We start from the raw sequence: 25,393 nt of genomic DNA, 5'->3' as shown, positions 1-25,393 counted from the left end.
ATCCGGAGCCGGCCGCTGGGTGCACGTGCGGCGAGGCGATCAGCGCGAATTATGACAGGAAAAGTTCTGCGCTATTCGCAGGTTGCCCGGGTGCTGCGCACCTCGGAAGACTGCCGGCCGCGGAGGGCGGCCGGCAAGAAGGGAATCAGGCCAATTGCTGGTCGATGAAGGCGGTGAGCTGGGCCTTGCTCATGGCGCCTACCTTGGTGGCGGCGAGTTCACCGTTCTTGAACAGCATCAGCGTGGGAATGCCGCGGATGCCGAACTTGGCGGGAATCTCGCGGTTCTCGTCCACGTTCATCTTGGCGATGGTGAGCTTGCCCTGGTAGGCGCCAGCCACCTCATCCAGGATGGGGGCGATCATCTTGCAGGGGCCGCACCACTCGGCCCAGTAGTCCACCAGCACCGGAGTGCCGGCTTTCAGCACGTCGGCTTCAAAGCTGGCGTCGGAGAGATGTTTGATGAGTTCGCTGGCCATGGCGCGTTCCTTGGTTCCTTGTGTGAGCAGTGGGCGATGCCGGTACGTATAAAGTCCAGTCATTGTGACAGAAACCGAATCCCCGCATCCTCATATGGCCGGTGCTTGTAACGCTATGACACCCATAGCAAAAGACGATCACGCCGCAGCGTGCAGCGCGGGGTGGTGCGCGGTTTTCGAGCAGGTGCGCTCAGCGGCCGCGCAGCGCGGCGCGCACCTGGCGGCCACCGTGGTGCTGGTGCCGTACGCCCAGCTCATGGGCGAGGCGCGCCGGCAATGGCAGCGCGCCTACCCGCAGGGTTTCGCGCCGCGCTTCGAGACCACGCGCAACTGGGCTTCCCAACTGGGCGCGCCTCTGGCGGAGGGCAGCGAGTACGCGGGCGATATGGCGCGCGATGCGGTCACCGCACGTGCATTGCTCGACCGCGCCGGTCTTGCCGCGCACCGCGAAGTCCTCAGCGGTCCGCTGCTGGAGATGGCCGCGCAGTTGGCGGTGGTGGCAGCGGCCGTGGCTCCTGACCGCCGCCCGGACTGGGGCGAGGCGGCGCGCGCCCTGCTGCCGGCGGCGGGCGACGGTGGCGCGCTCCGGCTGGAGGCCGCCGCAGCGCGCATCGCCCTGGAATGGGTGCTGGCCTCGCGCCACGTGGGGGATGTGCTGTTCGAGTCTGGCGTGCGTGCGGCCGTGCCGCTGCTGGTGGTGGTGCAGGGCTTCCAACCCGACCCCCTGGCCCGCACGCTGGCGCGGCACTGGGCTGAGGCGGGCCTTGTCGTGGACCTGCCGCAGGTGATGGACGGCGGGAAGGCCGGCGTGCCAACCTTGCATGCCGTGCCCGATGCCGAGGACGAGGCCCAGCGTGCCGCCGCCTGTGTGCTGCAGCACCTGGCGCAGGGACAGGCGCCCGTGGCACTGGTGGCCAACGACCGCGCGCTCACCCGCCGCATCAGTGCCTTGCTCGCCGGCGCGGGCGTGGCGGTGCACGACGAAAACGGCTGGCTGCTCTCCACCACCCACGCCGCGGCGCGGCTGATGGCGGTGCTGCAGGCCTGTGCCTGGGACGCCACCGCCGATGCCGTGCTCGACTGGCTCAAGCAGTCGCCCGCGGTGGATGCGGCCGCACTGCGCGCGCTGGAGCACTGGCTGCGCCGTGCGGGCGCCCGGCATTGGAGCGGCGCGGCGACGCAACTGCAGGCGTTGGCTGAGCGGCGCCCGGCCGAGGCCGCGTTGGCAGACCAGGTACAGGGCTGGCGCGCGCAGCTGCGGGCCGCGCGGCCGCTGGCCCAGTGGTTGCAGTCGCTGCGCGTGCTGCTGCAGGACTGCGGCCTGTGGGACGGGCTGCAGCAGGACGAGGCCGGTGCGCGCGTGCTGGCCGAGCTGCGCCTGCCCGAGGGCCTGCAGGACGATCTGCAGGACATGGACGGGGCCGGTGCGCGCATGGCGCTGGCGGACTTCACACGCTGGGTGGGGGAGGTGCTGGAATGCGCGCGCTATCGACCGGCCTATGTGGACGATGCACCCGTGGTGGTTCTGCCCCTGCCGCAGCTGCTGGCGCGCCCGTTCGCTGCGCTGGTGCTGCCCGGCTGCGATGAGAAACGCCTGCAGGCCGCGCCTGAACCGCCCGGCCCCTGGACGCAGGCGCAGCGCGAGGGACTGGGTCTGCCCACGCGCGACCTGTTGGCCGCCGCTCAGCGCGCCGCCTGGCGGCAGGCCCTGCGCATTGCGCGTGTCGACCTCCTGTGGCGCGTGGGTGACGAGGGGGGCGAACCCCTCCTGCCGAGTCCGCTGGTCCAGGCGCTTCGGCTGGACGGAACCGGTACGGACGGTGCCGATCCCCGGGTGACGCGCAGCGTGCCCGTGGCACCCACGGCGCGTCCGCTGCCGGTGGGCGCGCAGCTGCCGGTGCAACGGCTATCGTCCTCGGCATATTCCGACCTGCGCCACTGTCCCTACCGCTTCTTCGCGCTGCGCCAACTGCAGCTGCAGGAAGACGACGAACTGGACGCCGGGCTGGACAAACGTGACTTCGGCACCTGGCTGCATGCCGTGCTGCAGCACTTCCATGAGGCGTTGCAGGACGCGCCCACGGGCGACGCCGCGGCGCGCACGGCGCTCATGGACGAGGCGGCTGCGCGCGCCACGCGCGAGCTGGGGCTGCAGGAGGGCGACTTCCTGCCCTACGCCTCGGGCTGGCCCGCGCTGCGCGCCGGCTATCTGGAATGGCTGGGCAAGCACGAAGCCGCTGGCGCCTGCTTTCGCCAGGCCGAGCTGCGCGCGCGCCAGCCGCTGGGCGCGCTGGAACTGGTCGGCACACTGGACCGTGTGGACGCCGTGCGTCCGCAGGGCGGCGGCGAACCCCTGGCGCTGGTGATCGACTACAAGACCGAAAGCGACGCCCTCACGCGCGGGCGCATCAAGGCCGGGGCCGAGGACACGCAGCTCGCCTTCTATGCCGCATTGCTGCAGGACGACACCCTGCGGGCCGCGTACGTGAATGTGGGTGAGCGCGGCGAAACCCGGCTGCACGAGCAAGACGACGTGGTGCACCTGCGCGACCTGCTGCTGGACGGCATCACGCACGACATGCAGCGCATTGCTGCCGGCGCGCCGCTACCCGCGTTGGGCGAGGGCAGCGTGTGCGAATGGTGCGCCGCGCGCGGTCTGTGCCGCAAGGATTTTTGGAATGAGTGAAGCTGCCGCGCAAGCCGCCTACGAACACAACGGCCAACCGGTCACCCGGGAGGCCTTCTATGCCATCGCCTGCGACCCGCAGCGCAGCGTGGCCGTGGAGGCCTGCGCCGGCGCCGGCAAGACCTGGATGCTGGTCTCGCGCATGCTGCGCGCGCTGCTGGACGGCTGTGCGCCGCACGAGATCCTGGCCATCACCTTCACCAAGAAGGCCGCGGGCGAAATGCGCCAGCGCCTGCAGGAATGGCTGCAGGAGTTTGCGGCCAAGCCGCTGCCCGATCTGGAAAAGGAGCTGATTGCAAGAGGAATCGGGCCGCAGCGCGCTCTGGAAAAGCGCGAGCAGCTACAAAAACTATACCGACAGACGCTGGATGCAGGCCGCCCCGTGCAGATCCGCACCTTCCACAGCTGGTTTGCGGCGCTGCTGGGCACGGCGCCGCTGTCGGTGCTGGAGCAGCAGGGCCTGCCCGCCCATTACGACTTGCTGGAGGATGACGCCGAGGCAGTGCGCGAGGTCTGGCGCCCCTACCTCGCCGCCGTGGCGCAGGACGCCGCGCTGCGCGCGGATTACGAAGCCTGCGTAGCACATCACGGCCGCTCGCAGACGCACAAGGCGCTCGAAGGCGCGCTGGCCAAGCGCGTGGAGTTCGCGCTGGCCGACGAGGCGGGCGTGGTGGACGCATCGATCCCGCATTTCGGCACGCAGTTCGCGGACCTTGCCGGCTTGCACCATCCGGCCGATGCCCTGGCCAGCGACGCAGCGCGCCAGCGCTGGCATGCCTGGGCCCAGGTGCTGGGGGCGCAGGCGAACAAGACGCCGCAGAAGGCCGCCGACGCGGTGATCGACGCCTGGCTGTGCGACGACCTGGGCCAGCGTCTGGACACGCTGCGCAAGGCCTTCTTCGTGGCCAGCGAGGATCGCCTGTCCAAGAATCTGGAGAAGTTCGCCGCCGCGCAGGAGGCTGAGGGCGAACTGCAGCGCCTGTGCGCCGCGCTCCGCCAGCACGAGGCCTGGCTGCACCAGCAGCGCATGGCGCGGCTGGCGCGTGCGCTCATCGCGCAGTTCGCCCAGCTCAAGCGCGAGCGCGGCTGGGTGGACATGAACGACGTGGAGCGCACGGCGCTGGTCATGCTGTCCGACCCCATCCTCTCGGGCTGGGTGCAGGAGCGGCTGGACGCTCGCGTGCGCCACCTGCTGGTGGATGAGTTCCAGGACACCAACCCGCTGCAGTGGCAGGCGCTGCATGCCTGGCTGGCCGGTTACGCGGGCGCGGGCGGCGGCCAGCAGCCGCCCAGCGTGTTCATCGTGGGTGACCCCAAGCAGAGCATCTACCGCTTTCGCCGCGCCGAGCCGCAGGTCTTCAAGGCCGCCCAGGCCTTCGTACGCGAGGGGCTGGGGGGCGACCTGCTGGCCTGCGACCACACGCGGCGCAACGCCATCGGCGTGATCGCAGCGGTGAACCAGGCCATGCAGGCGGCGCAGGCGCAAGGTGAGTACGCGGGCTTTCGCGACCACACCACCGAATCGCGCGACCCGGGGCAACTGCTGCGCCTGCCCCCGATCACGGCGCCTGACGGGGGTGATGCCGCCGCGGCCACTGCCCCCGAGTGGCGCGACACTCTGACCCAGCCGCGCCATGAAGCCGAGGAAACCCTTCGCATGCGCGAATGCGCGCAGGCTGCGCAATGGGTGGCGGCGCAGATCGCCGCGGGCGTGCAGCCGCAGGAGATCATGGTGCTCGCGCGCAAGCGCGACCGGCTGGCCTCCCTGCAGGAGGCCCTGCGCGCGCTGCACGTGCCCTGCGTGCAGCCCGAGAAGGCCGAGCTGGGCGAGGCGCCCGAGGTGCAGGACATCGTCGCGCTGCTGGATGCGCTGGTCTCACCGGGGCATGACCTTTCGCTGGCGCGTGCGCTGCGCTCGCCGCTGTTCGGCCTGACGGATGACGCGCTGGTGCAGATTGCGCTGCGGGTACGCCAGACGGCCGCAGAAGGATCCCCGTGCAGCTGGTTCGACGTACTTCAAAAAAGTGAGCTGCTTCCGCCCGACCTGCAAGCGCTGGCGCCTGTTTTGGCTCAATACAAGCGATGGGTGGAAACACGCCCCCCCCACGATGCGCTGCATGCCATCTACGAACACGGCGACGTGCCCGCGCGCTTTGCCGCCGCGGCTCCCGCCTCGCAGCGTGCGGGCGTGCTGGCCAACCTGCGCGCTTTGCTGGCCGCGGCGCTGCAGCAGGACGGGGGACGCTACCTCACGGCCTATGCCTTCGTGCGCGCCATGAAGCGCCCGGGCATGCGCGCACCCGGCCGCGTGGAGGCGCAGGCCGTGCGCCTGCTCACCATCCACGGCGCCAAAGGGCTGGAGGCGCACAGCGTGCTGCTGCTCGACACCGATGCGCGCGCGCAGAAGGCCGAGACCATGGGCGCGCTGGTCGACTGGCCGGGCGAGCAGGCCGCTCCGCTGCGCTTTGTCTTTCTGGCCAGCGAATCCAACCCGCCGCCCAGTGCGGTGGACCTGCTGGCGGCGGAACTGGCGGAGCGCCAGCGCGAGGAGCTCAACACCCTCTATGTGGCCATGACACGCGCCAAGCATTGCCTGGCCTTGTCGGCGGTGCAGTCCAGCACGGCCGCACCCGGCAGTTGGTGGAACCGGCTGGCCGAGTCCCTGCAGGACGCGCAAGTGCCGCCCGCCGCGCCATTGGGCGATGTGGCTGACGATGCCGCCGTCGCGTTGCCGCAGCTTCCGCCGTATGCGGGGGCTGCGCCGGGGGCACAAGCCGCTGCGGCGGGTGCTCCCGTCTCCACCCCGCAGTCGCGCCAAGGCGAGGCCATGCACCAGTTGCTGGAGCAGGCGGGCGTGGTCGGCGCCCTGCGGGCGGGCGGCGTGTGGCCCGCGCGGCGGCTGGCGCAGCTGGCGCGCGACTTCGACATCACGGCGGAGGCTGCCGCACAGGCCGCAGCGATGGCGCGGAGCATTCTGCAGGGCGAGGGTGCCTGGGCGTGGAACCCCGATCACGTGGAGCAGGCCCTCAACGAAGCGCCGCTGGTGTACCAGGGCCAGGGTCTGCGTCTGGACCGCCTGGTGCGGCTGCGCCAGCCGCGTGAGGGTGCGCGCTGGTGGGTGCTGGACTACAAGAGCGCCACCGCGCCCGAGCGCCAGCCGCAGCTGATGGCCCAACTGCGCCTGTACCGCGAAGCGGTGGGAGCGCAGTTTCCGGGCGAGCGGGTGGGCGCGGCTTTCTTGACGGGCGATGGGAGGCTGGTGGTCGTGGACGCGCCAGGGCAGGGCGTGCTGTTCTGACCGGGTGGGCAGGCGCCGGGCCTGTGGCCGGCGTACGGGAATACCCCGCGTCGCGCGCAGGGGTAGGTACCATCGGTTGATTCTGCCGATTGATCGATGACCCATGAACCACACCCTCGTCCCTGATGAACTGGATGTCCTGGTCGAGTTGCTGCCAACCCCCGGCACGCGCGTCATCGAACTCGGATGCGGCGGAGCGCGCATGGCGCGGCAGATGCTGCAGCGTTGGCCGGACATGCGGTATCTGGGGCTGGAAGTGGACCTCCGGCAGCACGCAATCAACCTGCAGGACACGCCCCCGCGCATGCGCTTTGCGGTGGGTGGTGCGCAGGCCATTGCAGGCGATGACGCGCAGTTCGACCTGGCGCTGATGCTCAAGTCCCTGCACCACGTGCCGCTGGATGCGATGGACCAGGCCCTGACCGAAGTGGCGCGCGTGCTGCGTCCCGGCGGGCATCTGTACGTTTCGGAGCCGGTCTACGAAGGCGCGCTCAACGAGATCGTGCGCCTGTACAACGACGAAGGCATCGTGCGCGCCGCTGCGCAGGCGGCGCTGGACCGCGCCCTGGCTGTCCGCGGCACCTGGGAGCAGGTGGCGCAACGGCGATTCGACATGCCTGTGCATTTCGAGGACTTCGCCCAGTTTGAGCGGCGGATGATGAACCCCACCTTTGCCGACCACCGCATCGACGCGCGCTTGCGCGAGCGCGTGGCGGCGGCCTTCGCGCCGCATTGCACGATGCAGGGAGCGCACTTCGTGCGGCCCATGCACGTGCGCCTGCTGCGGCGTGTGGGTTGATGAAAGCAACACCATGATGGATACGGATCTGCGATCTTGCGAGATCGCCGTGATTGGCGCGGGCCCGGCTGGCCTGATGGCTGCCGAGACCGCCGCAGCGGCAGGCCTGAGCGTGCAGGTGTTCGACGCCATGCCTTCGGTGGGACGCAAGTTCCTGCTGGCGGGCAGGGGCGGGCTGAACCTCACACATTCCGAACCGCTGGCGGCCTTCATGGCGCGCTATGGCGAGCGCCAGCAGGCGCTGACGCCCTGGCTGCGAGACTTTGGCCCCGAGGACTTGCGCGCGTGGGCTGACGCGCTGGGCGCGCAGACCTTCACCGGTACGTCGGGCCGGGTGTTCCCCAAGGACATGAAAGCCGCGCCGCTTCTGCGTGCCTGGCTGCAGCGCTTGCGCGGGCAGGGGGTGCAGCTGCACATGCGCCATCGTTGGATGGGCTGGGTCGACGCATTGAATGGCATCACGCCGCCTGTGCTGCGCTTTGCCGCGCCGGCGGGAGAGGTGCGGGTAAGGGCGCGCGCCGTCGTGCTGGCCCTGGGCGGCGGCAGCTGGGGCCGTCTGGGCTCGGACGGTACCTGGGCGCCGCTGCTGGCGCAGCGCGGCGTGCCTGTAGCGCCGCTGGCGCCGTCCAACTGCGGTTTCGACGTACCGCGCGTGGATGCGCCCGTGGGCGAGACGCGGCGAGAGTTCTTTCTGGAGCTCATCGGCCGAGGCGCGCCCGCCGTCGGCTGGACGCCGCATTTCGTCGAGCGCTTCGCGGGCCAGCCCTTCAAGTCGGTGGTGCTGTCCTTCACCGACAGCCAGGGCCGGCGCTTTGAGCGGCGCGGGGAATTCGTGGCCACGGCCACGGGCGTGGAAGGCAGCCTGGTCTATGCGGTCTCCAGCCTGCTGCGCGACGAGATCGTGGCACACGGTCACGCCACCTTCCACCTGGACCTGCTGCCCGACCACACGCCCGAGCGCGTGCTGGCTGAGGTGCGCCACCCGCGCGGCTCGCGCAGCCTTTCCACCCACCTCAAGAGCCGGCTGGGCCTGGACGGCATCAAAACCGCCGTCCTCTACGAACAACTGGGCAAGGACGGTATGTCCGACCCGGTGGCGCTGGCCCATGCCATCAAGGCCTTGCCCATCACCGTGGTGGCAGCACGCCCATTGGATGAGGCCATCAGCACGGCCGGCGGCGTGGCCTTCGAAGCGCTGGATACGCGCCTCATGCTGCGCACCATGCCCGGGGTGTTCTGCGCGGGCGAGATGTTGGACTGGGAGGCGCCCACCGGGGGGTATCTGTTGACTGCGTGCTATGCCACCGGGCGTGCGGCAGGGGCGGGTGCCGCGCACTGGCTGGCAACGCAGGCGTAGTACAGCAGGGGCGCCGCTTTAGGGCATGCTCTGCGGTCATTGCAAGAAGGTCGGCGTCAACCCAGAGCGTTGCTGAGCGCGCGGTCAAAACTTCGCGCGGTAATACACCATGGGCCCGCCGCGGCGGGCGCGCAGCACCAGCCGCGCATCGCCTTGCAACTGCACGCCGATGGCGCCCAGCTCGGGGACCAGACCGCGCGTGCGCGATGCGGACCATTGCACCTCCAGACGGGTGCCAAAGTTGCTGCCCTGGTCGCGACCCCAGATCATGCCCATGGCGTCGTGCAGGCCCGTGTGCGGGTGGGTGCGGGCCCAGGCCTGCAGGTCCAGCCGTACGCGCGGCTGCAACTGTGATCGCCAGCGCAGACCCAGGTCGTAAGCCAGCGGGGTGCCTGGCGGGTAGGCAGGGCTGACGGATCCTGCGCGGGCCGCGCCGTCCGACGGAACCACCACGCCCAGCGTCAGCCCCAGGCGAGAGGCTTGCAGCGGCGTAAGCCAACGGGTGATGTCCGTGTACTGAACGCTGTTGCCGAATGCTGCGCGCGGAAGATCGCTGCCGTTCAGGTCGGGGTAGGTGGCGGTGTTCTGCGTGAAGGCGGCGGAAGAAGGCTCATCCTGAGCCTCTCGCAATGCGGCCGCAGCACCGTCTGCCAGACTCTCATCGCCCCGGGCGGGAAATGCCGCGCACAGGCACAGCAGGCACACAATGCCCCGATCCATGGCCGGCCGTGGCAGCGGCCGGAGCAGATGACTTGCAAGCAGCGCGGACATGGCAGACAGCATGGCGGCACGGGACAGCAAGAAAGTGGATCGGTGGCGAGAACTCCTGGTGCGCAGTATGGACCGCGGGCACGTGCTTGTCGCGATCGCCGTGCTTGTTTCGCTGTAGGACGGAGCTGACGCACGGCGTTCATGTGCAGGCAACGCCGCAACCGCCCGATGAAGCGCAAAGCGCTCAGGCGACGCAAAAAAAGAAGGGGGAAGAAAAGAAGAAGGTGACGAGCCTTACCCCCGGCACTGGCTCCACAGTTAGGGCTGCTTGGTTCCCCACCTGACCCGGTTGGCCGCTTCACCATGCGGGGAGGCCCGTCGCCTGTGATTGTACGACGAACCACGCTCTGCCCGTGGCCCGTCAGAACTTTGCCGCTAGTACAGCATGGGGCCGCCGCGCCGGACGCGCAGCAGCAAGCGTGAGTCGCCCTGCAGTTGCACGCCGATGGCGCCCAACTCGGGCGTGCTGGGCAGCGAGTAACCGTCTGGCTCGGGGTGGTTACGCGCACGCACATCCAAAGCCGCAGGTAATGCCTGTTGCTGCGTCGGCGGATCGACGGCGGAGGTGTCTTTAGAACTATCCTGGGCCTGCGCCGGCGGCTGCAGGCACAGACTCAGTAGCCAGCAGGCGAGACGCACCCCGGCCGACCGGGTCGGCAACCCTTGTCGCGATAGCCGCCTGCGGGCTGCAAGGGATGGAAGCAGGGCGGGCAACATGGCGGTACGGTGCGACTGGCAGTTTGCAGTCGTTCCCGGGGAGTGTGAATCCTGGCAGAGAGCAGATCACCCTCGGTCGGCGCGGTGGCCTGCGTAGGCCCGGGCCAGCTAGAAGCCTTGGCGCGCTGCGTGTCTGGCCCGCACATAGAATCACGCCCCATGTCCTATCTTGTGCTCGCCCGCAAATACCGTCCCAAGACCTTCTCTGAGATGGTGGGGCAGGAGCACGTGGTGCAGGCGCTCTCCAACGCGCTCACGCAGCAGCGGCTGCACCACGCCTACCTGTTCACCGGCACGCGCGGCGTGGGCAAAACCACGGTCTCGCGCATCCTGGCCAAGTCGCTCAATTGCCAGGGTCCGGACGGCCAAGGCGGCATCACTGCCACGCCCTGCGGCGTGTGCCCGGCCTGTACCGACATCGACAGCGGCCGGTTTCCTGACTACACCGAGCTGGATGCCGCCTCCAACCGCGGCGTGGACGAGGTGCAGGGGCTGCTGGAGCAGGCCGTCTACAAGCCGGTGCAAGGGCGCTTCAAGGTCTTCATGATCGACGAAGTGCACATGCTCACGAACACGGCGTTCAACGCCATGCTCAAGACGCTGGAGGAGCCGCCGGAATACCTCAAGTTCGTGCTGGCCACCACCGATCCACAGAAGGTGCCGGTCACGGTGCTCTCGCGCTGCCTGCAGTTCAACCTGCGGCCCATGGCGCCCGAGACGGTGCTGGAGCACCTCACCCGCGTGCTCGCCGCCGAGAACGTGCCCGCCGAGCCGCAGGCCCTGCGGCTGCTGGCCCGCGCCGCGCGCGGTTCCATGCGCGACGCGCTCAGCCTGACCGACCAGGCGATTGCCTTCGGCAGCGGCCAATTGCAGGAAGCCGCTGTGCGCCAGATGCTGGGCAGCGTGGACCGCAGCCATGTGTTCCGTCTGATCGACGCGCTGGCGCAGGGCGATGGCCGCACGGTGGTCGAGACGGCGGACACCCTGCGCATCAACGGCCTGTCCGCCGCCTCCACGCTGGAGGACATGAGCGCCGTGCTGCAGCGCATGGCCGTGCTGCAGGCCGTTCCGCAGATGGCTGCGGCCGCGGACGCCAGCGACCCTGAGGCGGCAGAGGTTGCGCGCCTGTCTGCCGCCCTGCCGGCCGACGAGACGCAGCTGCTGTACAGCATCTGCCTGCACGGCCGCGCCGATCTGGGTCTGGCGCCCGACGAATATGCCGCGCTGACCATGGTGCTGCTGCGCCTGTTGGCGTTCAAGCCGGCTGCTTCGGAAGACGGCGCGGCTGCCTCGGCTGAAAAAAAAACTCTGACGCGGCCTGAAGCCGCAGCGCCGTCGGCCCATGCGCCGGCCGATACGCCGGTAGTCCAGGCACCGCAGGCGGTGCCGGCCGCCGCGGACCGGGCTCCCGCACCGTCGCCGGTGTCGGTGCACCCGGCTCCTATCGCGGCGCCCGCGATGGACTGCGCGACTGCCGCGCCCACCCGGCCCGCCGCATCGGCAGCGCCCACGCGGGCGCAAGCCACGCCGGACGATGTGAACCAGGCCGTGCAGGACGCGTTGGACGCGGGCGACCGCGAATCGCCCCCGTGGGAAGCCGGCGATACGGCCCAGGCGCCCGTACGGGCCGCAGCGCCTGTGCGTCTGCCCGTACGCTCCCCTGAGGATCTAAGGCAAAAAACACCTCCAGCGCCCGCCCATACAGCGCAAGCAGCTCCTGAAACGGTAGCAATCCCCGTGCGTACCGCGCCGGAACCCGGCGCGCGCCTGCAGCCCCTGCCATCGGCGGCACCGGCACCCGCGCGGCTGGTGCGCACGGAGGAGGGCGATGTCTGGCATGCCACCGTGCAGCAGCTCATTGCCCAGGAGGCCATCACCGCCCTGGTGCGCGAACTGGCGCTGCAGTCGCAACTGGTGGCGCGTGACCCGGACCATTGGCTGCTGCGCGTGGAGCGGGAGTCGCTCAACCAGCCCACGGCGCGCGAGCGCCTGCGCGCGGCGCTGGAGGCCGCGGGTCATGCGCGCCAGATCAGCGTGGAGGTGGGTGTGGTGATCGACAGCCCCGCGCGCCGCAACGCGCACGCCGCGGCCGAACGCCAGCGCGTGGCCGAGGAGATCGTCCACAACGACCCCTACGTGCAGCAACTGATGCGTGATTTCGGGGCGAAAATCGTGCCGGGCAGCATCAAGCCTGCATAACCATTTTTGAAACGCAAAGGAAACCATCCATGTTCAACAAGGGACAGCTCGCCGGCCTCATGAAGCAGGCCCAGGCCATGCAGGACAACCTGAAGAAGGCCCAGGATGACCTGGCCAACATCGAGGTCGAAGGCGAATCCGGCGCCGGCCTGGTGAAGGTGCTGATGACCTGCAAGCACGACGTCAAGCGCGTGACCATCGACCCCAGCCTGCTGGCCGATGACAAGGACATGCTGGAAGACCTGGTGGCCGCCGCTTTCAACGCCGCGGTGCGCAAGGCCGAGGAAACCTCGGCCGAGAAGATGGCCAAGATCACGGCCGGCATGCCAGGCCTTCCCGGCGGCATGAAATTCCCCTTCTGAGGGCAGGCTACTGCGCGCTGGCCACGCGTCGTTGGGCAGTGCTCGCAATCCTCACGTACTAGGCAAGTACGTTCCGGTTGCTGCGCTCCGTCCGCCTCGCCTGGCAGGCGCTCGCTACGCCCTTGGGGGCGGCGTGTGCACTCCGAAATCCATTCTTCATGTCCGACACCAGCTCCCTTGACGCACTGATCCAGGCCCTGCGGCGCCTGCCGGGCGTGGGCGTGAAGTCGGCGCAGCGCATGGCGTTCCATCTGCTGCAGCATGACCGCGCCGGAGCGCAGATGCTGTCGCAGGCGCTGGCGCAGGCGGCAACGCAGGTACGCCATTGCGAGCGCTGCCACACCTTCACCGAGGGCGCGGTGTGCGAGACCTGCCTGGACCCGGCGCGCGACGCCACCCGCCTGTGCGTGGTGGAGACGCCCGCCGACCAGGCCGCGATGGAGCGCACCGCGGCGTTCAAGGGGCTGTACTTCGTGCTCATGGGGCGGCTGTCGCCGCTGGATGGGGTGGGGCCGCGCGACATCGGTGTGCACAACCTGCTGGAGCGCGCCAGCGACGGCGTGGTGCAGGAGGTGATCCTGGCCACCAGCTTCACGGCCGAGGGAGAGGCCACGGCCCACGCGATCGGCGAGGCGCTCAAGCGCCGCGGCGTGCACGTCACGCGCCTGGCGCGGGGCGTGCCCGTGGGTAGCGAGCTGGAATACGTGGACCTGGGCACCATCGCTCATGCGCTGGCGGATCGGCGCTGAATATCAAAAACAATAGCTGCTAGCGCTTGTTGGATAAGCGCTGGAGGCCAAAAACACTGCAAAAATGAACACAACAATGCATGTGGCCCGCTTCACCGTGGCCTACTGGTGCGTGCTGATTGCGGCGCTGCTGCCCATGGCTTGCGCGCTGCTGGCCAAGCGGGGGGGCTTTCGCGGCAGCGACAACCACGACCCGCGTGCGTGGCTGGCGCGCCAGACCGGCTGGCGCGCCCGTGCCAATGCGGCGCAGGCCAACAGCTTCGAGGCGCTGCCGTTCTTCATCGGCGCGGTCATCATCGCGCACCAGTTGGGCGCGCCGCAGATGATGCTGGACCTGCTGGCCTTCCTGTTCGTGATGCTGCGCGTGTCCTACATCACCATGTACGTGGGCGACATGCCCACGGCGCGCAGCCTGGTGTGGGGCGCGGGACTGCTGGTCAACATCGCCATCCTGCTGATCGGCTGGCGCTGACACCAGCGGTTAAAGGTGCTGCTGCGGCACGGGGATCTCCGCGGTGCGCATGCCCAGCGCGGTGACCACGGCGCTCAGCAGGGCCATGGCGCCGCAGAACACCAGCAAGCCGCGGTTCAGGCCCACGTGGTCCGATAGCCAGCCAATGCCCAGGATGGGCACGATGGTGCCCAGGTACCCCACGATCAGGTAGGACGACAGCAGGCCACCGCGCTCTTCGGGCGTGGTGAGCTTGGCCACCACGCCCATGCCCGCCACATTGGCCAGCCCATGGCCGAAGGCCGTGGCGATCACCGCCGCGCCAAATGCCAGCGTGGCGCCGGTGAGCGTGGTCGCCATGAGCAGCAGGTTGCACAGCACCAGCGCGCAGCCGCTGGCCAGGGCCACGCGCTTGGTGCGCCAGTTACGCACCATGAACTGGAACCCGGACGACAGGAACAGGATCATCGCGATCGACAGTCCGCTCACGGCCGGCCCATGCCAGGGCACGATCTCCTGCATGAAGCTGGGCGCCAGCGATGAGTACAGGCTGAACATGCCGAAGGCGCTGAAGGCGCCCATGCTCGCCAGCCAGAACTGGCGCCGGCGCAGGCGCGGCGGCGGTGTGAGCCGCGGCATCCACTGCGCGATCACGCCGCGCCAAGTGCCGGGCGGCAGGGCATCGTCCCGCGTTCCCCCTGTGGGCAGCCCGCGCAGTTGGTGCAGCGCATACACCGCCAGCAGGCCCATGGCCGCCGTGGGCACGTAGGCGGTGACGAGCGGGTGGGGCACCCACTGGGCCATCAAGCCGCCCACGAGCGGCCCCAGGCCGAAGCCCAGCGTCATCGCCACGGTGGTCAGTGCGGCCGTGCGCCGTGGATCACGCCCGGGGCGGGCCTGCACCATGCCGATGGAGGCCGAGGTGGTGATCATTCCCGACGCCAGCCCGATCATGAGCCGCGCCAGCATGAAGACGGGCACATTCCACGCCAGGGCCGACAGCACCACGCCCGCGGTCATCAGCGCGAGGCCCGTGCGCAGGATGGCCAGGAAGCCGTGGCGCTGCGTGAGCCGCCCCAGAAACAGCAGGCTGGTGAGCGCGCCGAACATGTACACCACGAAGAGATGCGTGATGTCGCTGGGCTTGAGCCCCCAGGCCTGCTGGTAGAGCGGGTACAGCGGGCTGGCCAGCGCCGTGCCCATGACGCCGACGCACATGGCATAGCCAATCCAAACAACGGGAGACCAGGAGCGTTCTTGCATAGGTGGAGGGAGAAAGCCCGCGCGGTGGGGAGCGGCGGCGACGGGGAGGGCAGCGGGGCGTGTCGGGAACGGTGAATGGTACGGTGGCCGAGGGGCCCCATGCAGGCCGCCGGCGCTAGACCCCACGCGCCACGCAGCCGTGGATAGGTGGCGCGCCATACGCTTGTGCTGTCGGTGGTAGGCGAGTCTTGCGCATCGCTGGGCGGGTTGGCACCGGTTGCCATTCGCCCTGGCAGGACGGCTGCAGTTGCGCGTGCTCCTTCCCCAGGCGCAGGCGCACGCCGGCCGGGGATTTGCCCCGTCACCTAAAATCGCCCCTGTGCTCCGCTACTGCGTGGCACTGCCGCCCGACAGGGGCAGCGCCCGGCTCGCTGAAGCACGCCTCATAACGGGGCCGTCTTATGTGCCTACTTTTTGTTCGTTGGTTTTTTCATAACGAACAATTACATTCACCCGCTGTTTTGATCTTCACCCGCCGCGGCTGGCCATCCCTGAGGGGGCAGCCTGAGCGCGCTTTGCATTGCATTTCATGATTGACCTTCGGGGTATCACCCAGATCTACCCGGGCCCGCAGGGCCCCGTCGAAGCCCTGCGCGGCATCGACCTGCATGTCACGCCGGGCGAGGTGTTCGGCATCATCGGCCGTTCGGGCGCCGGCAAGAGTTCGCTGGTCCGCGTCATCAACCTGCTCAACCGCCCCACCGCCGGCCAGGTGATGGTGGCGGGGCGCGACATGACCCAACTGTCCGACGCCGACCTGCGCGCCGCGCGCCGCGAGATCGGCATGGTGTTCCAGCACTTCAACCTGCTGTCATCGCGCACGGTGTTCGACAACGCCGCGCTGCCGCTGGAGCTGGCGGGCATGCCCCGGGCCGAGATCAAGAAGCGCATCGACCCGCTGCTGGACCTGGTGGGCCTGGCGCACCTGGCCGACCGCTACCCGGCGCAGATCTCGGGCGGGCAAAAGCAGCGCGTGGGCATTGCGCGCGCGCTGGCCAGCAACCCGAAGGTGCTGCTGTCCGACGAGGCCACCAGCGCGCTGGACCCCGAGACAACCCGTTCCATCCTGGACCTGCTGCGCCAGGTGAACCGCGAAATGGGCGTGACGGTGGTGCTGATCACGCACCAGATGCAGGTCATCAAGCAGATTGCCGACCGTGTGGCCGTGATCGACGCGGGCCGCATCGTGGAGATGGGCCCGGTGGTCGACGTGTTCACCCGCCCGCAGCAGGACATCACCAAGAGCCTGATCGACGAGATCGTGCCCCAGGAGCTGCCCGCCGGGGTGCTGGCGCGCGTGCGCAGCCTGGCCGCGCGGCTGGAGCCGGGCGCGAGCGGCCAGCTGCTGCGCCTGTCGTATGCGGGCGAGCATGCCTACGAGCCGATCCTGTCGCACCTGATCCGCGAGCTGGGACTGGACCTGTCCATCCTGCATGGCCAGATCGACGAGATCCAGGACCAGACCTTCGGTTCGCTGGCGGTGTACGCCAGCGGCAACATGGCGCGCATCGGCGCGGCCATCGACTATCTGCGTGCCAACGGCGTGGTGGTGCGCACCGTGGAAGTGACAGGCTGAGGGGCGGGCGATGTTCGAGAACTTTTCTGAAATGATGCTGGAGCTGTTCGTCACCTCGCTGTGGGAGACGATCATCATGGTCGGCGTTTCCGGCATCGTTGGCGGTTTGGTGGGCATACCGCTGGGTGTGTTCCTGCGCCTCACGGATGCGGGTGGCGTGCTGGAGAACGGCCCCGCCAACAAGATCGTGGGCTGGATCGTGAATGCCGTGCGCTCCACGCCGTTCATCATCCTGCTGGTGGCCATCATCCCGTTCACGCGCTTCATCACCGGCTCGTCCATCGGCACCTGGGCGGCCGTGGTGCCGCTGACCATCGCCGCGGCGCCCTTCGTGGCGCGGCTGGTGGAGACGGCGCTGCGCGAGGTCGACAACGGCCTGGTGGAGGCCGCGCAGTCCATGGGCGCCACCACCGGCCAGATCGTGTGGAAAGTGCTGCTGCCCGAGGCCCTGCCCGGCATCGTGGCGGGCCTGACCATCAGCTTCGTGAGCCTCACGGGCTACTCGGCCATGGCCGGCGCCATCGGTGGCGGCGGGCTGGGCGACCTGGGCATCCGCTACGGCTACCAGCGCTTCCTGCCCGACATCATGCTGGCCGTGGTGGTCATCCTGATCTTCTTCGTGCAAGCCATCCAGAGCCTGGGTGACTGGGCCGTGCGCCGCCTGTCGCACCGCTGATGCAGGACAGGAGGGCGCACACGGGATGTGTGTGCTCCTGATTTGATAGCTTTTGGCGCTTGTGCAGCGGGCGCTACGGGCTGTTTTGACAGAAGACCTGCGTGTGCGGGCGGCTTGGCCGATACTCGATGGCAAAGCCACTACCACGAAGGAGACCCCGCCATGTCCGCACTGCCCGCCTTTGCGCCACCGGATGACGCGCTGTTCCAGCGCGCCCAGTCCCTGCTGGACGATGAATGGCTGGCCCACGATGCCGATCTGGCTCCCGTGCTGCCCATGGTGCTGGCGCGCGGTGTGGGGCAGGACTGGCACAAGGCCGGAACCTTCCGCCATCACCTGGTGGGCGTGGCCCGGTCGCTGGCGCTGTGGGGCCAGCCCCGGGACGTGCGTCTGCTCGGGCTGCTGCACAGCGTGTACGGCAATGCCTTCGTCGACCTGGTGAAGTTCGACGCAGCCAGCGAGCGCGGCCGCCTGCAGGCGCTGGTGGGCGAGAGCGCCGAGCACCTGGTGTACCTGTTCTGCACCATGAGCCGCGCGCAGTTCGTGCAAAAGATGCTGGCCGGCGAGCTGCAGGCCGACGGCTCGCTGGTCGTGGAGAAGAACGGCCCCGCGCCGCGCCAGACCGTGCACCTCGCACCCTACGAGGTGGCGGCTTTCACCATCGTCAGCATGGCCGACACGATCGAGCAGTGGTTCAGCTGGCAGGACGACATCTACTCGCGCTTTCCCGCCGTCGATCCTTCGCGCCCACAGGCCGTGCACTGGGCCGCGTCGCTGTGGCCCGGACCCATGCGCCCCACGGCCCGCATGGTCAGCCAGATCGCGGCGCTGGGCCTGGCGTTGCAGCACCCCGGGCTGCGCGGGCAGTTGCCGCTGCCGCCCGTGTTCGACCACTGCAGCCAGGGCCTGACGGCGCAGGACGAGGCGGCCGCCACGGCCCTGTATTGGTCGGTGATCCAGTTGGCGCAGCCGCTGGTGGACCTGGACGGCGCCACGGCCACGCTGGAGCAGGCCGTGCGCCTGAACCCCTGGGTGGGCGAGCCGCAGATGATGCTGGCACAGCTGTACCTGTCGGCCGGCCGCGCGCACGACGCGGCGTGCGCCGCACGCGGGGCGCTGCAGGCCTTCAGCGCCTGGGGCAATGCCTGGGACAAGCGCGTGCAGTGGGACGCCTGGATCGCCTGGACGCGCATCCTGCTGCAGTCGGCCGAGGAGGGCGGCTGGCCCGCGCGGCTGGACAAGCTCAACAACGTGGCGCTCAAGGGCTGACGGGGCGCCGCCGCGGCCTTCCCGGGGCGGTGGAGGATGCGCGGCCTTTCACCCCCTCAGGTGCTCTGCCGCTCGGGTGCTCTTCATGTGTGCGGGTTCTTTGGATATGGAAAAGTAATCGTTCGGAGGGCGCGCCGCAGGGGCTACGATGCCGGCTCTCCCTGTAACGGTATGAAAGGTTTCCCGTGATTTCCAAGCGCTCCCTGCTCCAATCGACCCTGGCCCTGGCAATGGCCGCCGGCCTTTCGGGCCATGCCCTGGCGCAGGACAAGCCGCTGAAGATCGGCGTGACGGCGGGCCCGCACGCGCAGATCTTCGAGCAGGTCAAAAAAGTGGCCGAACAGCAGGGCCTGAAGATCCAGGTGGTGGAGTTCAGCGACTATGTGCAGCCCAACGCGGCCTTGGCCGCCGGCGACCTGGACGCCAACAGCTACCAGCACAAGCCCTACCTGGATGCGCAGATCAAGGACCGTGGCTACAAGTTCGCCGTGGCGGCCAACACCGTCAACTTCCCCATCGGCCTGTATTCCAAGAAGGTCAAGAAGCTGGCCGACCTGAAGGAAGGCGCGCGCTTCGGCATTCCCAACGACCCCACCAACGGCGGCCGCGTGCTGCTGCTGCTGCAGGCGCAGGGCCTCATCAAGCTCAAGGACGGCGCAGGCCTGAAGGCCACGCCGCTGGACGTGGTGGGCAACCCGAAGAAGCTCAAGTTCGTGGAGCTGGACGCCGCGCAGCTGCCGCGCTCGCTGGACGACCTGGACGCCTCGGCCATCAACACCAACTTCGCCATCTCCGCCGGCCTGAACCCCAAGACCGATTCCATCGCGCAGGAAAGCCCGGACGGCCCCTACGTCAACCTGCTCGTGGTGCGTGAGGCCGACAAGAACAAGCCCTGGGTGGCGCAACTGGTCAAGGCCTACCAGAGCGAGGAGATCCGCCACTTCATCGAGACGCAGTTCAAGGGCTCGGTGCTGGCAGGCTGGTGATGGCGCGGCGGGGGCCTCGACCGCCCCCGGTGCCGTGACCGCCGCTTGTCTGACAGCAGCGTTCCGCGACGGCCCGTAAGATGGTCCGGCCGCCTGCCACGGCGATGGCGCTGCGCGGCGCCTACCTCTGCCAGAAAGGGTCTGTATGAGCCACTACCGCATTGCCGTCGTCGTCGGCAGCCTTCGCAAGGATTCGTTCAACCGCAAGCTGGCCCATGCGCTGGCGCGCATGGCGCCCGCGGACTGCGAATTCCACCAGGTGCGCATCGACGACCTGCCGCTGTACAACCAGGACGACGACGGCCAGCAGGCCGAGTCCGTGCAACGGCTCAAGAAGGAGATCGCCGGGTCGCAGGGCGTGCTGTTCGTCACGGCGGAATACAACCGCTCCATCCCCGGCGTGCTCAAGAACGCCCTCGACAACGCATCGCGCCCCTATGGCCAGAGCGCCTGGGCGGGCAAGCCCGCGGGTGTGATCGGCGTGTCCATCGGCGCCATGGGCACGGCGATGGCGCAGCAGCATCTGCGCAATGTGCTGGCCTACCTGGACATGCCCACGCTGGGCCAGCCCGAGGCATTCATCCATGCCAAGGACGGCCTGTTCAACGAAGACGGCACCATCGGCGAGGGCAGCAAGGACTTCTTGCAGCGCTGGATGGACCGGTACATCGCCTGGGTCAAGCGCCACAACGGCTGACGGTTGCTATCGATTGGATAGCTATTTGCGCTTGACTATAAAGGGTTATAGCCTATTTTGATATGAAAAAACCCGCCCCGGCATCGCCGGAGGCGGGTTTTGTTTGGCGAGGCGCCGGGGCTGGTCAGGCGGCCTGGCTGACGCGGTCCTGGTTGGCGGCATGGGCCTTTACGTGGGCCTCGATCGCCTGGGCGGCGGCGGCCAGGGCCTGGGCCTTGGCATCGCCACCCATAGCCACGCCCTCGGCGCGCACGAAGCGCACGTCGGTCACACCGAAGAAGCCCAGCACGGTCTGCAGGTAGCTTTCCTGGTGCTCCATGGCGCGGCCGCCTTCGCTGGTGGAATACACGCCGCCGCGGCTCGACGCCACGATCACCGTCTTGCCCTTGGCCAGGCCCTCGGGGCCGTTGGCGGTGTACTGGAAGGTGCGGCCGGGCTGAGCGATGCGGTCGATCCAGGCCTTGAGCTGCGTGGGGATGGCGAAGTTGTAGAACGGTGCGCCGATCACCACCACGTCGGCCGCCAGGAATTGGCTCACCAGCCGCTCGGACACGGCGTTCTCGCGCTGCTGCGCCTCGCTCAGGCCGTCGGTCTGGCCGGTGCGCGGTGCCATCGCATCCATCGTGAAGTGCGCAGGCGCGTCGGCCACCAGGTCCAGGTAGCTCACCTGGGTGGCGGGATGGCTGGCCTTCCAGGCCTCGACGATCTGCGCCGTGAGCTGGCGCGAGACGGACTGGTCACCGGTGATGGCGGAATCGATGTGCAGCAGTTGCATGGAAATCTCCTGGAGATAGGGACAAACCCGCAATGGGGCGATGGATAGATTGTCGTTTTGGACCGAATGTTTGATAAGCAGGCGGTGATGCGATAGATTGTTCTGAATTTGGAACGAAAGGCGCGCGATGCAGGATCTGAACGACATGCTTTATTTCGCCGAGGTGGCCGAGCGCGGCGGCTTTGCCGCGGCGGGCCGGGCGCTGGGGATCCCGAAGTCGCGCCTGTCGCGCCGCGTGGCCGAGTTGGAAGCGCGCCTGGGCGTGCGCCTGCTGCAGCGCACCACGCGCACGCTGTCGCTCACCGAGGTGGGCGAGGCCTACCTGCGCCATTGCCAGGCCATGCGTGATTCGGCCCAGGCAGCGCAGGACACGGTGGACCAGGTACAGACCGAACCGCGCGGCACCGTGCGCGTGACCTGCCCGGTGACGCTGGCGCAGACGGTGGTGGCCGAGCTGATGCCGCAGTTCCTGCAGCGCCACCCCCAGGTGCGCCTGGAGATGCAGGTCACCAACCGCGTGGTAAACGTGGTGGAAGAGGGCGTGGACGTGGCGCTGCGCGTGCGCCCCACGCTGGAGGACAGCGGCAGCATGGTGGTCAAGCGCCTGGACGAGGTGCGCCTGCTGCTGGTGGCCAGCCCCGAGCAACTGCGGCGCCAGGGCACGCCCACCTCGCTGCGCGACCTGGCGCTGCTGGACACGCTGGCCATGTCCGCGGCCGACGGGCGCGCCAGCCTGCGCCTGATCGGCCCCGAGGGGCGCGAGGAAACCGTGCACTTCACGCCGCGCTACGTGGCCGACGACCTGCTGACGCTCAAATTCGCCGCGTTGGCGGGCACGGGCCTGTGCTGGATGCCGGACTACATGTGCATGTCCGAATTGCAGGAGGGCCGGCTGGTGCACCTGCTGCCCCAGTGGACGCAGCCGCGCAGCGTGGTGCATGCAGTGTTTGCGTCGCGTCGCGGCTTGTCGCCGGCGGTGCGCAGCTTCCTGGACTTTCTGGGTGAAACCGTGCCCGGCCATTCCGCCGCGGTCTGTGAGCGGGGCGACACGGCCACGGCCGGCGCGGCACTGCCCCGCTGATGCGGCGGCGCGTGGTGTACGCAAGAGCGCGGGATGCATGGGCGGTGCGGCTTGATCCCCAGTGGGGGGGCGATGTAAGGGTGCTTTGCTTTTGATAGCTGGTAGCGCTCATCGCATAAGGGCTAGAGACCAATTTGGCTTTCAATGGCGGTGCCGGGAGCCTGCGTGCCAGATGTCATTGCATATGCTCATCCGTGGATAAATTTACAAAAATATATTCTTTTGAGTTTTAACCTGCGCTCTCCACAATGCATGATTTCCTGCAACGTGGAGGCGCTCCCATGACCCCGGCAACCAAGCTCAAGACCCTTCTCGCCACGCTGGCCCTGGCGGCCAGCGGGCTGGCCTCGGCCCAGGCCAATGCGCTGCTGAACGTCTCCTATGACGTGGCGCGCGAGTTCTACAAGGACTACAACCAGGCCTTCATCGCCCACTACAAGAAAACCAAGGGCGTGGACATCAAGGTGGACCAGGCCCATGGCGGCTCCAGCGCCCAGGCGCGCGCCGTGAACGATGGCCTGGCCGCCGACGTGGTCACCTTCAACACCACCACCGACGTGCAGTTCCTCGCGGACAACGGCGTGGTGGCCAAGGACTGGGCCAAGAAATTCCCGCATGACGCATCGCCCACCACCTCTACCATGCTGTTCCTGGTGCGCCACGGCAATCCCAAGAACATCAAGGACTGGAACGACCTGATCCGCCCCGATGTGAAGGTGGTGGTGGTGAACCCCAAGACCGGTGGCAACGGCCGCTACGCCTACCTGGGCGCCTGGGGCTCGGTGCGCGAGAAGGGCGGCAGCGACGCGCAGGCGGCCGAGTTCGTGGGCAAGCTCTACAAGAACGTGCCCGTGCTGGCCAAGGGTGGGCGTGATGCCACGGCCACCTTCCTGCAGCGCAACATTGGGGACGTGCTGATCACGTTCGAGTCGGAGGTGGTGTCGGTGGAGCGTGAGTTCGGCAAGGGCAAGGTGGATGCGGTCTATCCCTCGGTGAGCGTGACGGCCGAGAACCCCGTGGCCATCGTGGAGCGCACGGTCGCCAAGAAGGGCACGGGCGAACTGGCCAAGGCCTACCTCGACTACCTGTACTCGGATGAAGCGCAGGAGATCGCCGCCAAGCACGCAATCCGCCCGCGCTCCGAGGCGGTGCTCAAGAAGCATGCCGACCTGTTCAAGCCCATCCAGCAGTTCACGGTGGCCAAGTACTTTGGCTCGCTGACCGAGGCGCAGAAGGTGCACTTCAACGACGGCGGTCAGTTCGACAAGCTTTACACGCCTGGCAAGTAAGCAGTGAACACGCCCCTGAGCCGCCTGGCGCCTTCACCCCACCCTGACTGCCCGGGTAGGGTGGCGGTGCCCGCGCATGCAAGCGCGGTGCCTGCGGGCGTGGGCCGCACCGGCTTTTGACCGGCGGCGAATAACGGATAACTCCATATGAGTGGCAAGAAAAGCGCCCCCAGGCGAGCCAAGAGGGTATTGCCCGGCTTTGGCCTCACGCTGGGCTACACGCTGTTTTACCTGAGCATCATCGTGCTGATCCCGCTGCTGGCGCTGCTGCTCAAGACGTTCACCATGACCTGGCCGCAGTTCTGGGAAGCGGTGGCGTCGCCGCGCGTGCTGGCGTCGTACCGCCTCACGTTCGGTGCCTCGTTCATCGCCGCCTGCGTGAACTTGGTGTTCGGCCTGCTCATCGCCTGGGTGCTGGTGCGCTACAAGTTCCCGGGCAAGAAGATCGTGGATGCGCTGGTGGACCTGCCGTTCGCGCTGCCCACGGCGGTCGCCGGTATTTCGCTCACCGCACTGCTCGCGGGCAATGGGTGGGTGGGGCAGTACCTGGAGCCGCTGGGCATCCAGCTCGCATTCAACCCCAACGGCATTGTGATTGCGCTGATTTTCATCGGCCTGCCGTTCGTGGTGCGCACGGTGCAGCCGGTGCTGGAAGACAGCGAGAAGGAGTTGGAAGAAGCGGCCACCAGCCTGGGCGCCACGCGCTGGCAGATCTTTCGCCACGTGATCCTGCCGGCCATCATGCCCGCGCTGCTCACCGGCTTTGCCATGGCGTTCGCGCGTGCCGTGGGCGAGTACGGCTCCGTCATCTTCATCGCCGGCAACATGCCCATGGTGTCTGAAATCACGCCGCTGATCATCATCGGCAAGCTGGAGCAGTACGACTACGCCGGCGCCACTGCCGTGGCGGTGGTGATGCTGGTGATCTCTTTCGTCCTGCTGCTGGTCATCAATGCCTTGCAGGCCTGGCAGCGCCGCCACGCAGGAGCACCCGCATGAGCGCCGCGAACACCCGTACCGTGCGGCGCGCGCAGGCCGGAACGACCGAGGCGCGCTGGATCCAGTGGGCGCTGATTGGCCTTGCCATGGTGTTCCTGCTGCTGTTCCTGGTGTTGCCGCTGGCCGCCGTGTTCACCGAGGCGCTGCGCAAGGGTGTGAATGCCTACCTGGAGGGCCTGCGCGAGCCCGACGCCTGGTCCGCCATCCAGCTCACGCTGCTCACGGCCGTGATCGCCGTGCCGCTGAACCTGGTGTTCGGCATCGCCGCGGCGTGGTGCATCGCCAAGTACGAGTTCAAGGGCAAGGCCTTCTTGACCACGCTGATCGATCTGCCGTTCTCCATCTCGCCCGTGGTGGCGGGCCTGATGTACGTGCTGGTGTTCGGCGCCAACGGCTGGCTGGGGCCCTGGCTGGCGGCGCACGACATCAAGATCATCTTCGCCGTGCCGGGCATCGTGCTGGCCACCGTGTTCGTCACGTTTCCGTTCATCGCGCGTGAACTGATCCCGCTGATGCAGGCGCAGGGCAACGACGAGGAGCAGGCGGCGGTGGTGCTGGGCGCGAGCGGCTGGCAGACCTTCTGGCACGTGACGCTGCCCAACATCAAGTGGGGCCTGCTGTACGGCGTGATCCTGTGCAATGCCCGGGCGATGGGCGAGTTCGGCGCGGTGTCGGTGGTGTCGGGCCACATCCGCGGCCAGACCAACACCATCCCGCTGCACGTGGAGATCCTCTACAACGAATACCAATCGGTGGCCGCGTTCGCAGCCGCCTCGCTGCTGGCACTGCTGGCATTGGTCACGCTGGTCATCAAGTCGGTGGCCGAGTGGAAGAGCGAACAGGAAATGAAGGCCGCGGCCGCGCTGCCGCCCGAGCGGCCTGCGCCCGCGCCCGGCGCGCCGCGCTGAAGGATGA

At 68.4% G+C, this 25,393-nt stretch carries 22 protein-coding genes and 1 other RNA gene; 17 read left to right on the top strand and 6 right to left on the bottom strand.

The features are described from left to right. Positions 1 to 145: 145 nt before the first annotated feature. Positions 146 to 478, bottom strand: coding sequence for a thioredoxin TrxA (trxA, locus tag MRB47_RS12365; protein WP_011805563.1), 333 nt, complete (start codon positions 476 to 478; stop codon positions 146 to 148). Positions 479 to 593: 115 nt separating this feature from the next. Here trxA and MRB47_RS12360 point away from each other — a divergent pair, with 115 nt between their 5' ends. From MRB47_RS12360 to MRB47_RS12345, 4 genes are all read left to right on the top strand, one after another. Then, positions 594 to 3,164: a PD-(D/E)XK nuclease family protein gene (locus MRB47_RS12360; protein WP_252100864.1), complete on the top strand. Its 2,571-nt coding sequence runs from the start codon at positions 594 to 596 to the stop codon at positions 3,162 to 3,164. After that, positions 3,157 to 6,462, top strand: coding sequence for a UvrD-helicase domain-containing protein (locus tag MRB47_RS12355; protein ID WP_252100863.1), 3,306 nt, complete (start codon positions 3,157 to 3,159; stop codon positions 6,460 to 6,462). The genes MRB47_RS12360 and MRB47_RS12355 overlap by 8 nt, the downstream gene beginning before the upstream one ends. 103 nt (positions 6,463 to 6,565) lie before the next feature. Next, the gene (locus tag MRB47_RS12350; protein WP_252100862.1) at positions 6,566 to 7,261 is read left to right on the top strand and encodes a class I SAM-dependent methyltransferase; all 696 of its coding nucleotides are present in this window, start codon (positions 6,566 to 6,568) and stop codon (positions 7,259 to 7,261) included. A gap of 13 nt (positions 7,262 to 7,274) precedes the next feature. Next, complete coding sequence (locus tag MRB47_RS12345; RefSeq protein WP_252100861.1) at positions 7,275 to 8,618, top strand: TIGR03862 family flavoprotein; 1,344 nt, start codon at positions 7,275 to 7,277, stop codon at positions 8,616 to 8,618. A gap of 84 nt (positions 8,619 to 8,702) precedes the next feature. On the opposite strand, the gene MRB47_RS12340 is transcribed toward MRB47_RS12345, so the two are convergent. The 3 genes from MRB47_RS12340 to MRB47_RS12330 form a co-directional block, all read right to left on the bottom strand. Continuing rightward, positions 8,703 to 9,338: a hypothetical protein gene (locus tag MRB47_RS12340; RefSeq protein ID WP_252100860.1), complete on the bottom strand. Its 636-nt coding sequence runs from the start codon at positions 9,336 to 9,338 to the stop codon at positions 8,703 to 8,705. A gap of 274 nt (positions 9,339 to 9,612) precedes the next feature. Further along, positions 9,613 to 9,709: signal recognition particle sRNA small type (ffs, locus tag MRB47_RS12335), an RNA gene on the bottom strand. Between the two features lie 55 nt (positions 9,710 to 9,764). After that, positions 9,765 to 9,902 (bottom strand): hypothetical protein, encoded by a 138-nt coding sequence (locus MRB47_RS12330; protein ID WP_252100859.1) that lies wholly within the window; start codon positions 9,900 to 9,902, stop codon positions 9,765 to 9,767. A 363-nt stretch (positions 9,903 to 10,265) separates the two neighbouring features. Between MRB47_RS12330 and dnaX the strand changes: the two genes are divergently transcribed. From dnaX to MRB47_RS12310, 4 genes are all read left to right on the top strand, one after another. Continuing rightward, entirely contained in the window at positions 10,266 to 12,305 is a 2,040-nt protein-coding gene (gene dnaX, locus MRB47_RS12325) for a DNA polymerase III subunit gamma/tau (RefSeq protein ID WP_252100858.1), read from the top strand. A gap of 29 nt (positions 12,306 to 12,334) precedes the next feature. Then, the gene (locus MRB47_RS12320; RefSeq protein ID WP_011805555.1) at positions 12,335 to 12,667 is read left to right on the top strand and encodes a YbaB/EbfC family nucleoid-associated protein; all 333 of its coding nucleotides are present in this window, start codon (positions 12,335 to 12,337) and stop codon (positions 12,665 to 12,667) included. Between the two features lie 158 nt (positions 12,668 to 12,825). Continuing rightward, positions 12,826 to 13,416, top strand: coding sequence for a recombination mediator RecR (recR, locus tag MRB47_RS12315; protein ID WP_015913090.1), 591 nt, complete (start codon positions 12,826 to 12,828; stop codon positions 13,414 to 13,416). A 64-nt stretch (positions 13,417 to 13,480) separates the two neighbouring features. Further along, the gene (locus MRB47_RS12310; protein ID WP_011805553.1) at positions 13,481 to 13,888 is read left to right on the top strand and encodes an MAPEG family protein; all 408 of its coding nucleotides are present in this window, start codon (positions 13,481 to 13,483) and stop codon (positions 13,886 to 13,888) included. Positions 13,889 to 13,897: 9 nt separating this feature from the next. Here MRB47_RS12310 and MRB47_RS12305 read toward each other — a convergent pair whose 3' ends face one another. Then, the gene (locus tag MRB47_RS12305; protein WP_252100857.1) at positions 13,898 to 15,085 is read right to left on the bottom strand and encodes an MFS transporter; all 1,188 of its coding nucleotides are present in this window, start codon (positions 15,083 to 15,085) and stop codon (positions 13,898 to 13,900) included. A gap of 574 nt (positions 15,086 to 15,659) precedes the next feature. Between MRB47_RS12305 and MRB47_RS12300 the strand changes: the two genes are divergently transcribed. The 5 genes from MRB47_RS12300 to MRB47_RS12280 all read left to right on the top strand — a co-directional run bounded on the left by MRB47_RS12300 (position 15,660) and on the right by MRB47_RS12280 (position 20,334). Then, positions 15,660 to 16,706, top strand: coding sequence for a methionine ABC transporter ATP-binding protein (locus MRB47_RS12300; protein WP_011805551.1), 1,047 nt, complete (start codon positions 15,660 to 15,662; stop codon positions 16,704 to 16,706). Positions 16,707 to 16,716: 10 nt separating this feature from the next. After that, positions 16,717 to 17,382 (top strand): methionine ABC transporter permease, encoded by a 666-nt coding sequence (locus tag MRB47_RS12295; RefSeq protein ID WP_011805550.1) that lies wholly within the window; start codon positions 16,717 to 16,719, stop codon positions 17,380 to 17,382. 162 nt (positions 17,383 to 17,544) lie between these two features. Beyond that, a complete protein-coding gene (locus MRB47_RS12290; protein ID WP_252100856.1) occupies positions 17,545 to 18,651 on the top strand; it encodes a DUF6817 domain-containing protein in 1,107 nt (368 codons plus the stop codon). A 185-nt stretch (positions 18,652 to 18,836) separates the two neighbouring features. Then, complete coding sequence (locus MRB47_RS12285) at positions 18,837 to 19,637, top strand: MetQ/NlpA family ABC transporter substrate-binding protein (protein WP_252100855.1); 801 nt, start codon at positions 18,837 to 18,839, stop codon at positions 19,635 to 19,637. Positions 19,638 to 19,782: 145 nt separating this feature from the next. After that, positions 19,783 to 20,334, top strand: a complete 552-nt coding sequence (locus MRB47_RS12280; protein ID WP_011805547.1) for an NADPH-dependent FMN reductase — start codon at positions 19,783 to 19,785, stop codon at positions 20,332 to 20,334. Positions 20,335 to 20,458: 124 nt separating this feature from the next. On the opposite strand, the gene MRB47_RS12275 is transcribed toward MRB47_RS12280, so the two are convergent. Continuing rightward, on the bottom strand, positions 20,459 to 21,109 hold the full coding sequence (locus tag MRB47_RS12275) for an FMN-dependent NADH-azoreductase (protein WP_015913094.1): 651 nt from the start codon (positions 21,107 to 21,109) through the stop codon (positions 20,459 to 20,461). 127 nt (positions 21,110 to 21,236) lie between these two features. On the opposite strand from MRB47_RS12275, the gene MRB47_RS12270 reads away from it, so the two are divergent. From MRB47_RS12270 to cysW, 4 genes are all read left to right on the top strand, one after another. Continuing rightward, positions 21,237 to 22,190: a LysR family transcriptional regulator gene (locus MRB47_RS12270; RefSeq protein WP_015913095.1), complete on the top strand. Its 954-nt coding sequence runs from the start codon at positions 21,237 to 21,239 to the stop codon at positions 22,188 to 22,190. 281 nt (positions 22,191 to 22,471) lie between these two features. Next, a complete protein-coding gene (locus MRB47_RS12265) occupies positions 22,472 to 23,479 on the top strand; it encodes a sulfate ABC transporter substrate-binding protein (protein ID WP_015913096.1) in 1,008 nt (335 codons plus the stop codon). A 147-nt stretch (positions 23,480 to 23,626) separates the two neighbouring features. Continuing rightward, positions 23,627 to 24,478, top strand: coding sequence for a sulfate ABC transporter permease subunit CysT (cysT, locus tag MRB47_RS12260; RefSeq protein ID WP_011805543.1), 852 nt, complete (start codon positions 23,627 to 23,629; stop codon positions 24,476 to 24,478). Beyond that, positions 24,475 to 25,386 (top strand): sulfate ABC transporter permease subunit CysW, encoded by a 912-nt coding sequence (cysW, locus tag MRB47_RS12255; RefSeq protein WP_015913097.1) that lies wholly within the window; start codon positions 24,475 to 24,477, stop codon positions 25,384 to 25,386. The genes cysT and cysW overlap by 4 nt, the downstream gene beginning before the upstream one ends. The last annotated feature ends 7 nt before the right edge of the window (positions 25,387 to 25,393 follow it).

The sequence above is a fragment of the Diaphorobacter sp. LI3 genome (genome assembly GCF_022807955.1).
GTDB lineage: Bacteria > Pseudomonadota > Gammaproteobacteria > Burkholderiales > Burkholderiaceae_C > Diaphorobacter > Diaphorobacter nitroreducens.
Note: the sequence above shows the minus strand (reverse complement) of the source record. Positions and strands in the feature narration are given on the sequence as shown.

Bases quoted from the DNA above. Each gene is read 5' to 3' on its own strand.
- MRB47_RS12310 (WP_011805553.1), top strand. From the start codon at position 13,481: ATGAACACAACAATGCATGTGGCCCGCTTCACCGTGGCCTACTGGTGC.
- MRB47_RS12360 (WP_252100864.1), top strand. From the start codon at position 594: ATGACACCCATAGCAAAAGACGATCACGCCGCAGCGTGCAGCGCGGGG.
- dnaX (WP_252100858.1), top strand. From the start codon at position 10,266: ATGTCCTATCTTGTGCTCGCCCGCAAATACCGTCCCAAGACCTTCTCT.
- cysT (WP_011805543.1), top strand. From the start codon at position 23,627: ATGAGTGGCAAGAAAAGCGCCCCCAGGCGAGCCAAGAGGGTATTGCCC.
- MRB47_RS12345 (WP_252100861.1), top strand. From the start codon at position 7,275: ATGATGGATACGGATCTGCGATCTTGCGAGATCGCCGTGATTGGCGCG.
- MRB47_RS12305 (WP_252100857.1), bottom strand. From the start codon at position 15,085: ATGTGCGTCGGCGTCATGGGCACGGCGCTGGCCAGCCCGCTGTACCCG.
- MRB47_RS12270 (WP_015913095.1), top strand. From the start codon at position 21,237: ATGCAGGATCTGAACGACATGCTTTATTTCGCCGAGGTGGCCGAGCGC.
- MRB47_RS12265 (WP_015913096.1), top strand. From the start codon at position 22,472: ATGACCCCGGCAACCAAGCTCAAGACCCTTCTCGCCACGCTGGCCCTG.
- trxA (WP_011805563.1), bottom strand. From the start codon at position 478: ATGGCCAGCGAACTCATCAAACATCTCTCCGACGCCAGCTTTGAAGCC.
- cysW (WP_015913097.1), top strand. From the start codon at position 24,475: ATGAGCGCCGCGAACACCCGTACCGTGCGGCGCGCGCAGGCCGGAACG.
- recR (WP_015913090.1), top strand. From the start codon at position 12,826: ATGTCCGACACCAGCTCCCTTGACGCACTGATCCAGGCCCTGCGGCGC.
- MRB47_RS12280 (WP_011805547.1), top strand. From the start codon at position 19,783: ATGAGCCACTACCGCATTGCCGTCGTCGTCGGCAGCCTTCGCAAGGAT.
- MRB47_RS12355 (WP_252100863.1), top strand. From the start codon at position 3,157: ATGAGTGAAGCTGCCGCGCAAGCCGCCTACGAACACAACGGCCAACCG.
- MRB47_RS12320 (WP_011805555.1), top strand. From the start codon at position 12,335: ATGTTCAACAAGGGACAGCTCGCCGGCCTCATGAAGCAGGCCCAGGCC.
- MRB47_RS12300 (WP_011805551.1), top strand. From the start codon at position 15,660: ATGATTGACCTTCGGGGTATCACCCAGATCTACCCGGGCCCGCAGGGC.
- MRB47_RS12290 (WP_252100856.1), top strand. From the start codon at position 17,545: ATGTCCGCACTGCCCGCCTTTGCGCCACCGGATGACGCGCTGTTCCAG.
- MRB47_RS12350 (WP_252100862.1), top strand. From the start codon at position 6,566: ATGAACCACACCCTCGTCCCTGATGAACTGGATGTCCTGGTCGAGTTG.
- MRB47_RS12275 (WP_015913094.1), bottom strand. From the start codon at position 21,109: ATGCAACTGCTGCACATCGATTCCGCCATCACCGGTGACCAGTCCGTC.
- MRB47_RS12295 (WP_011805550.1), top strand. From the start codon at position 16,717: ATGTTCGAGAACTTTTCTGAAATGATGCTGGAGCTGTTCGTCACCTCG.
- MRB47_RS12340 (WP_252100860.1), bottom strand. From the start codon at position 9,338: ATGGATCGGGGCATTGTGTGCCTGCTGTGCCTGTGCGCGGCATTTCCC.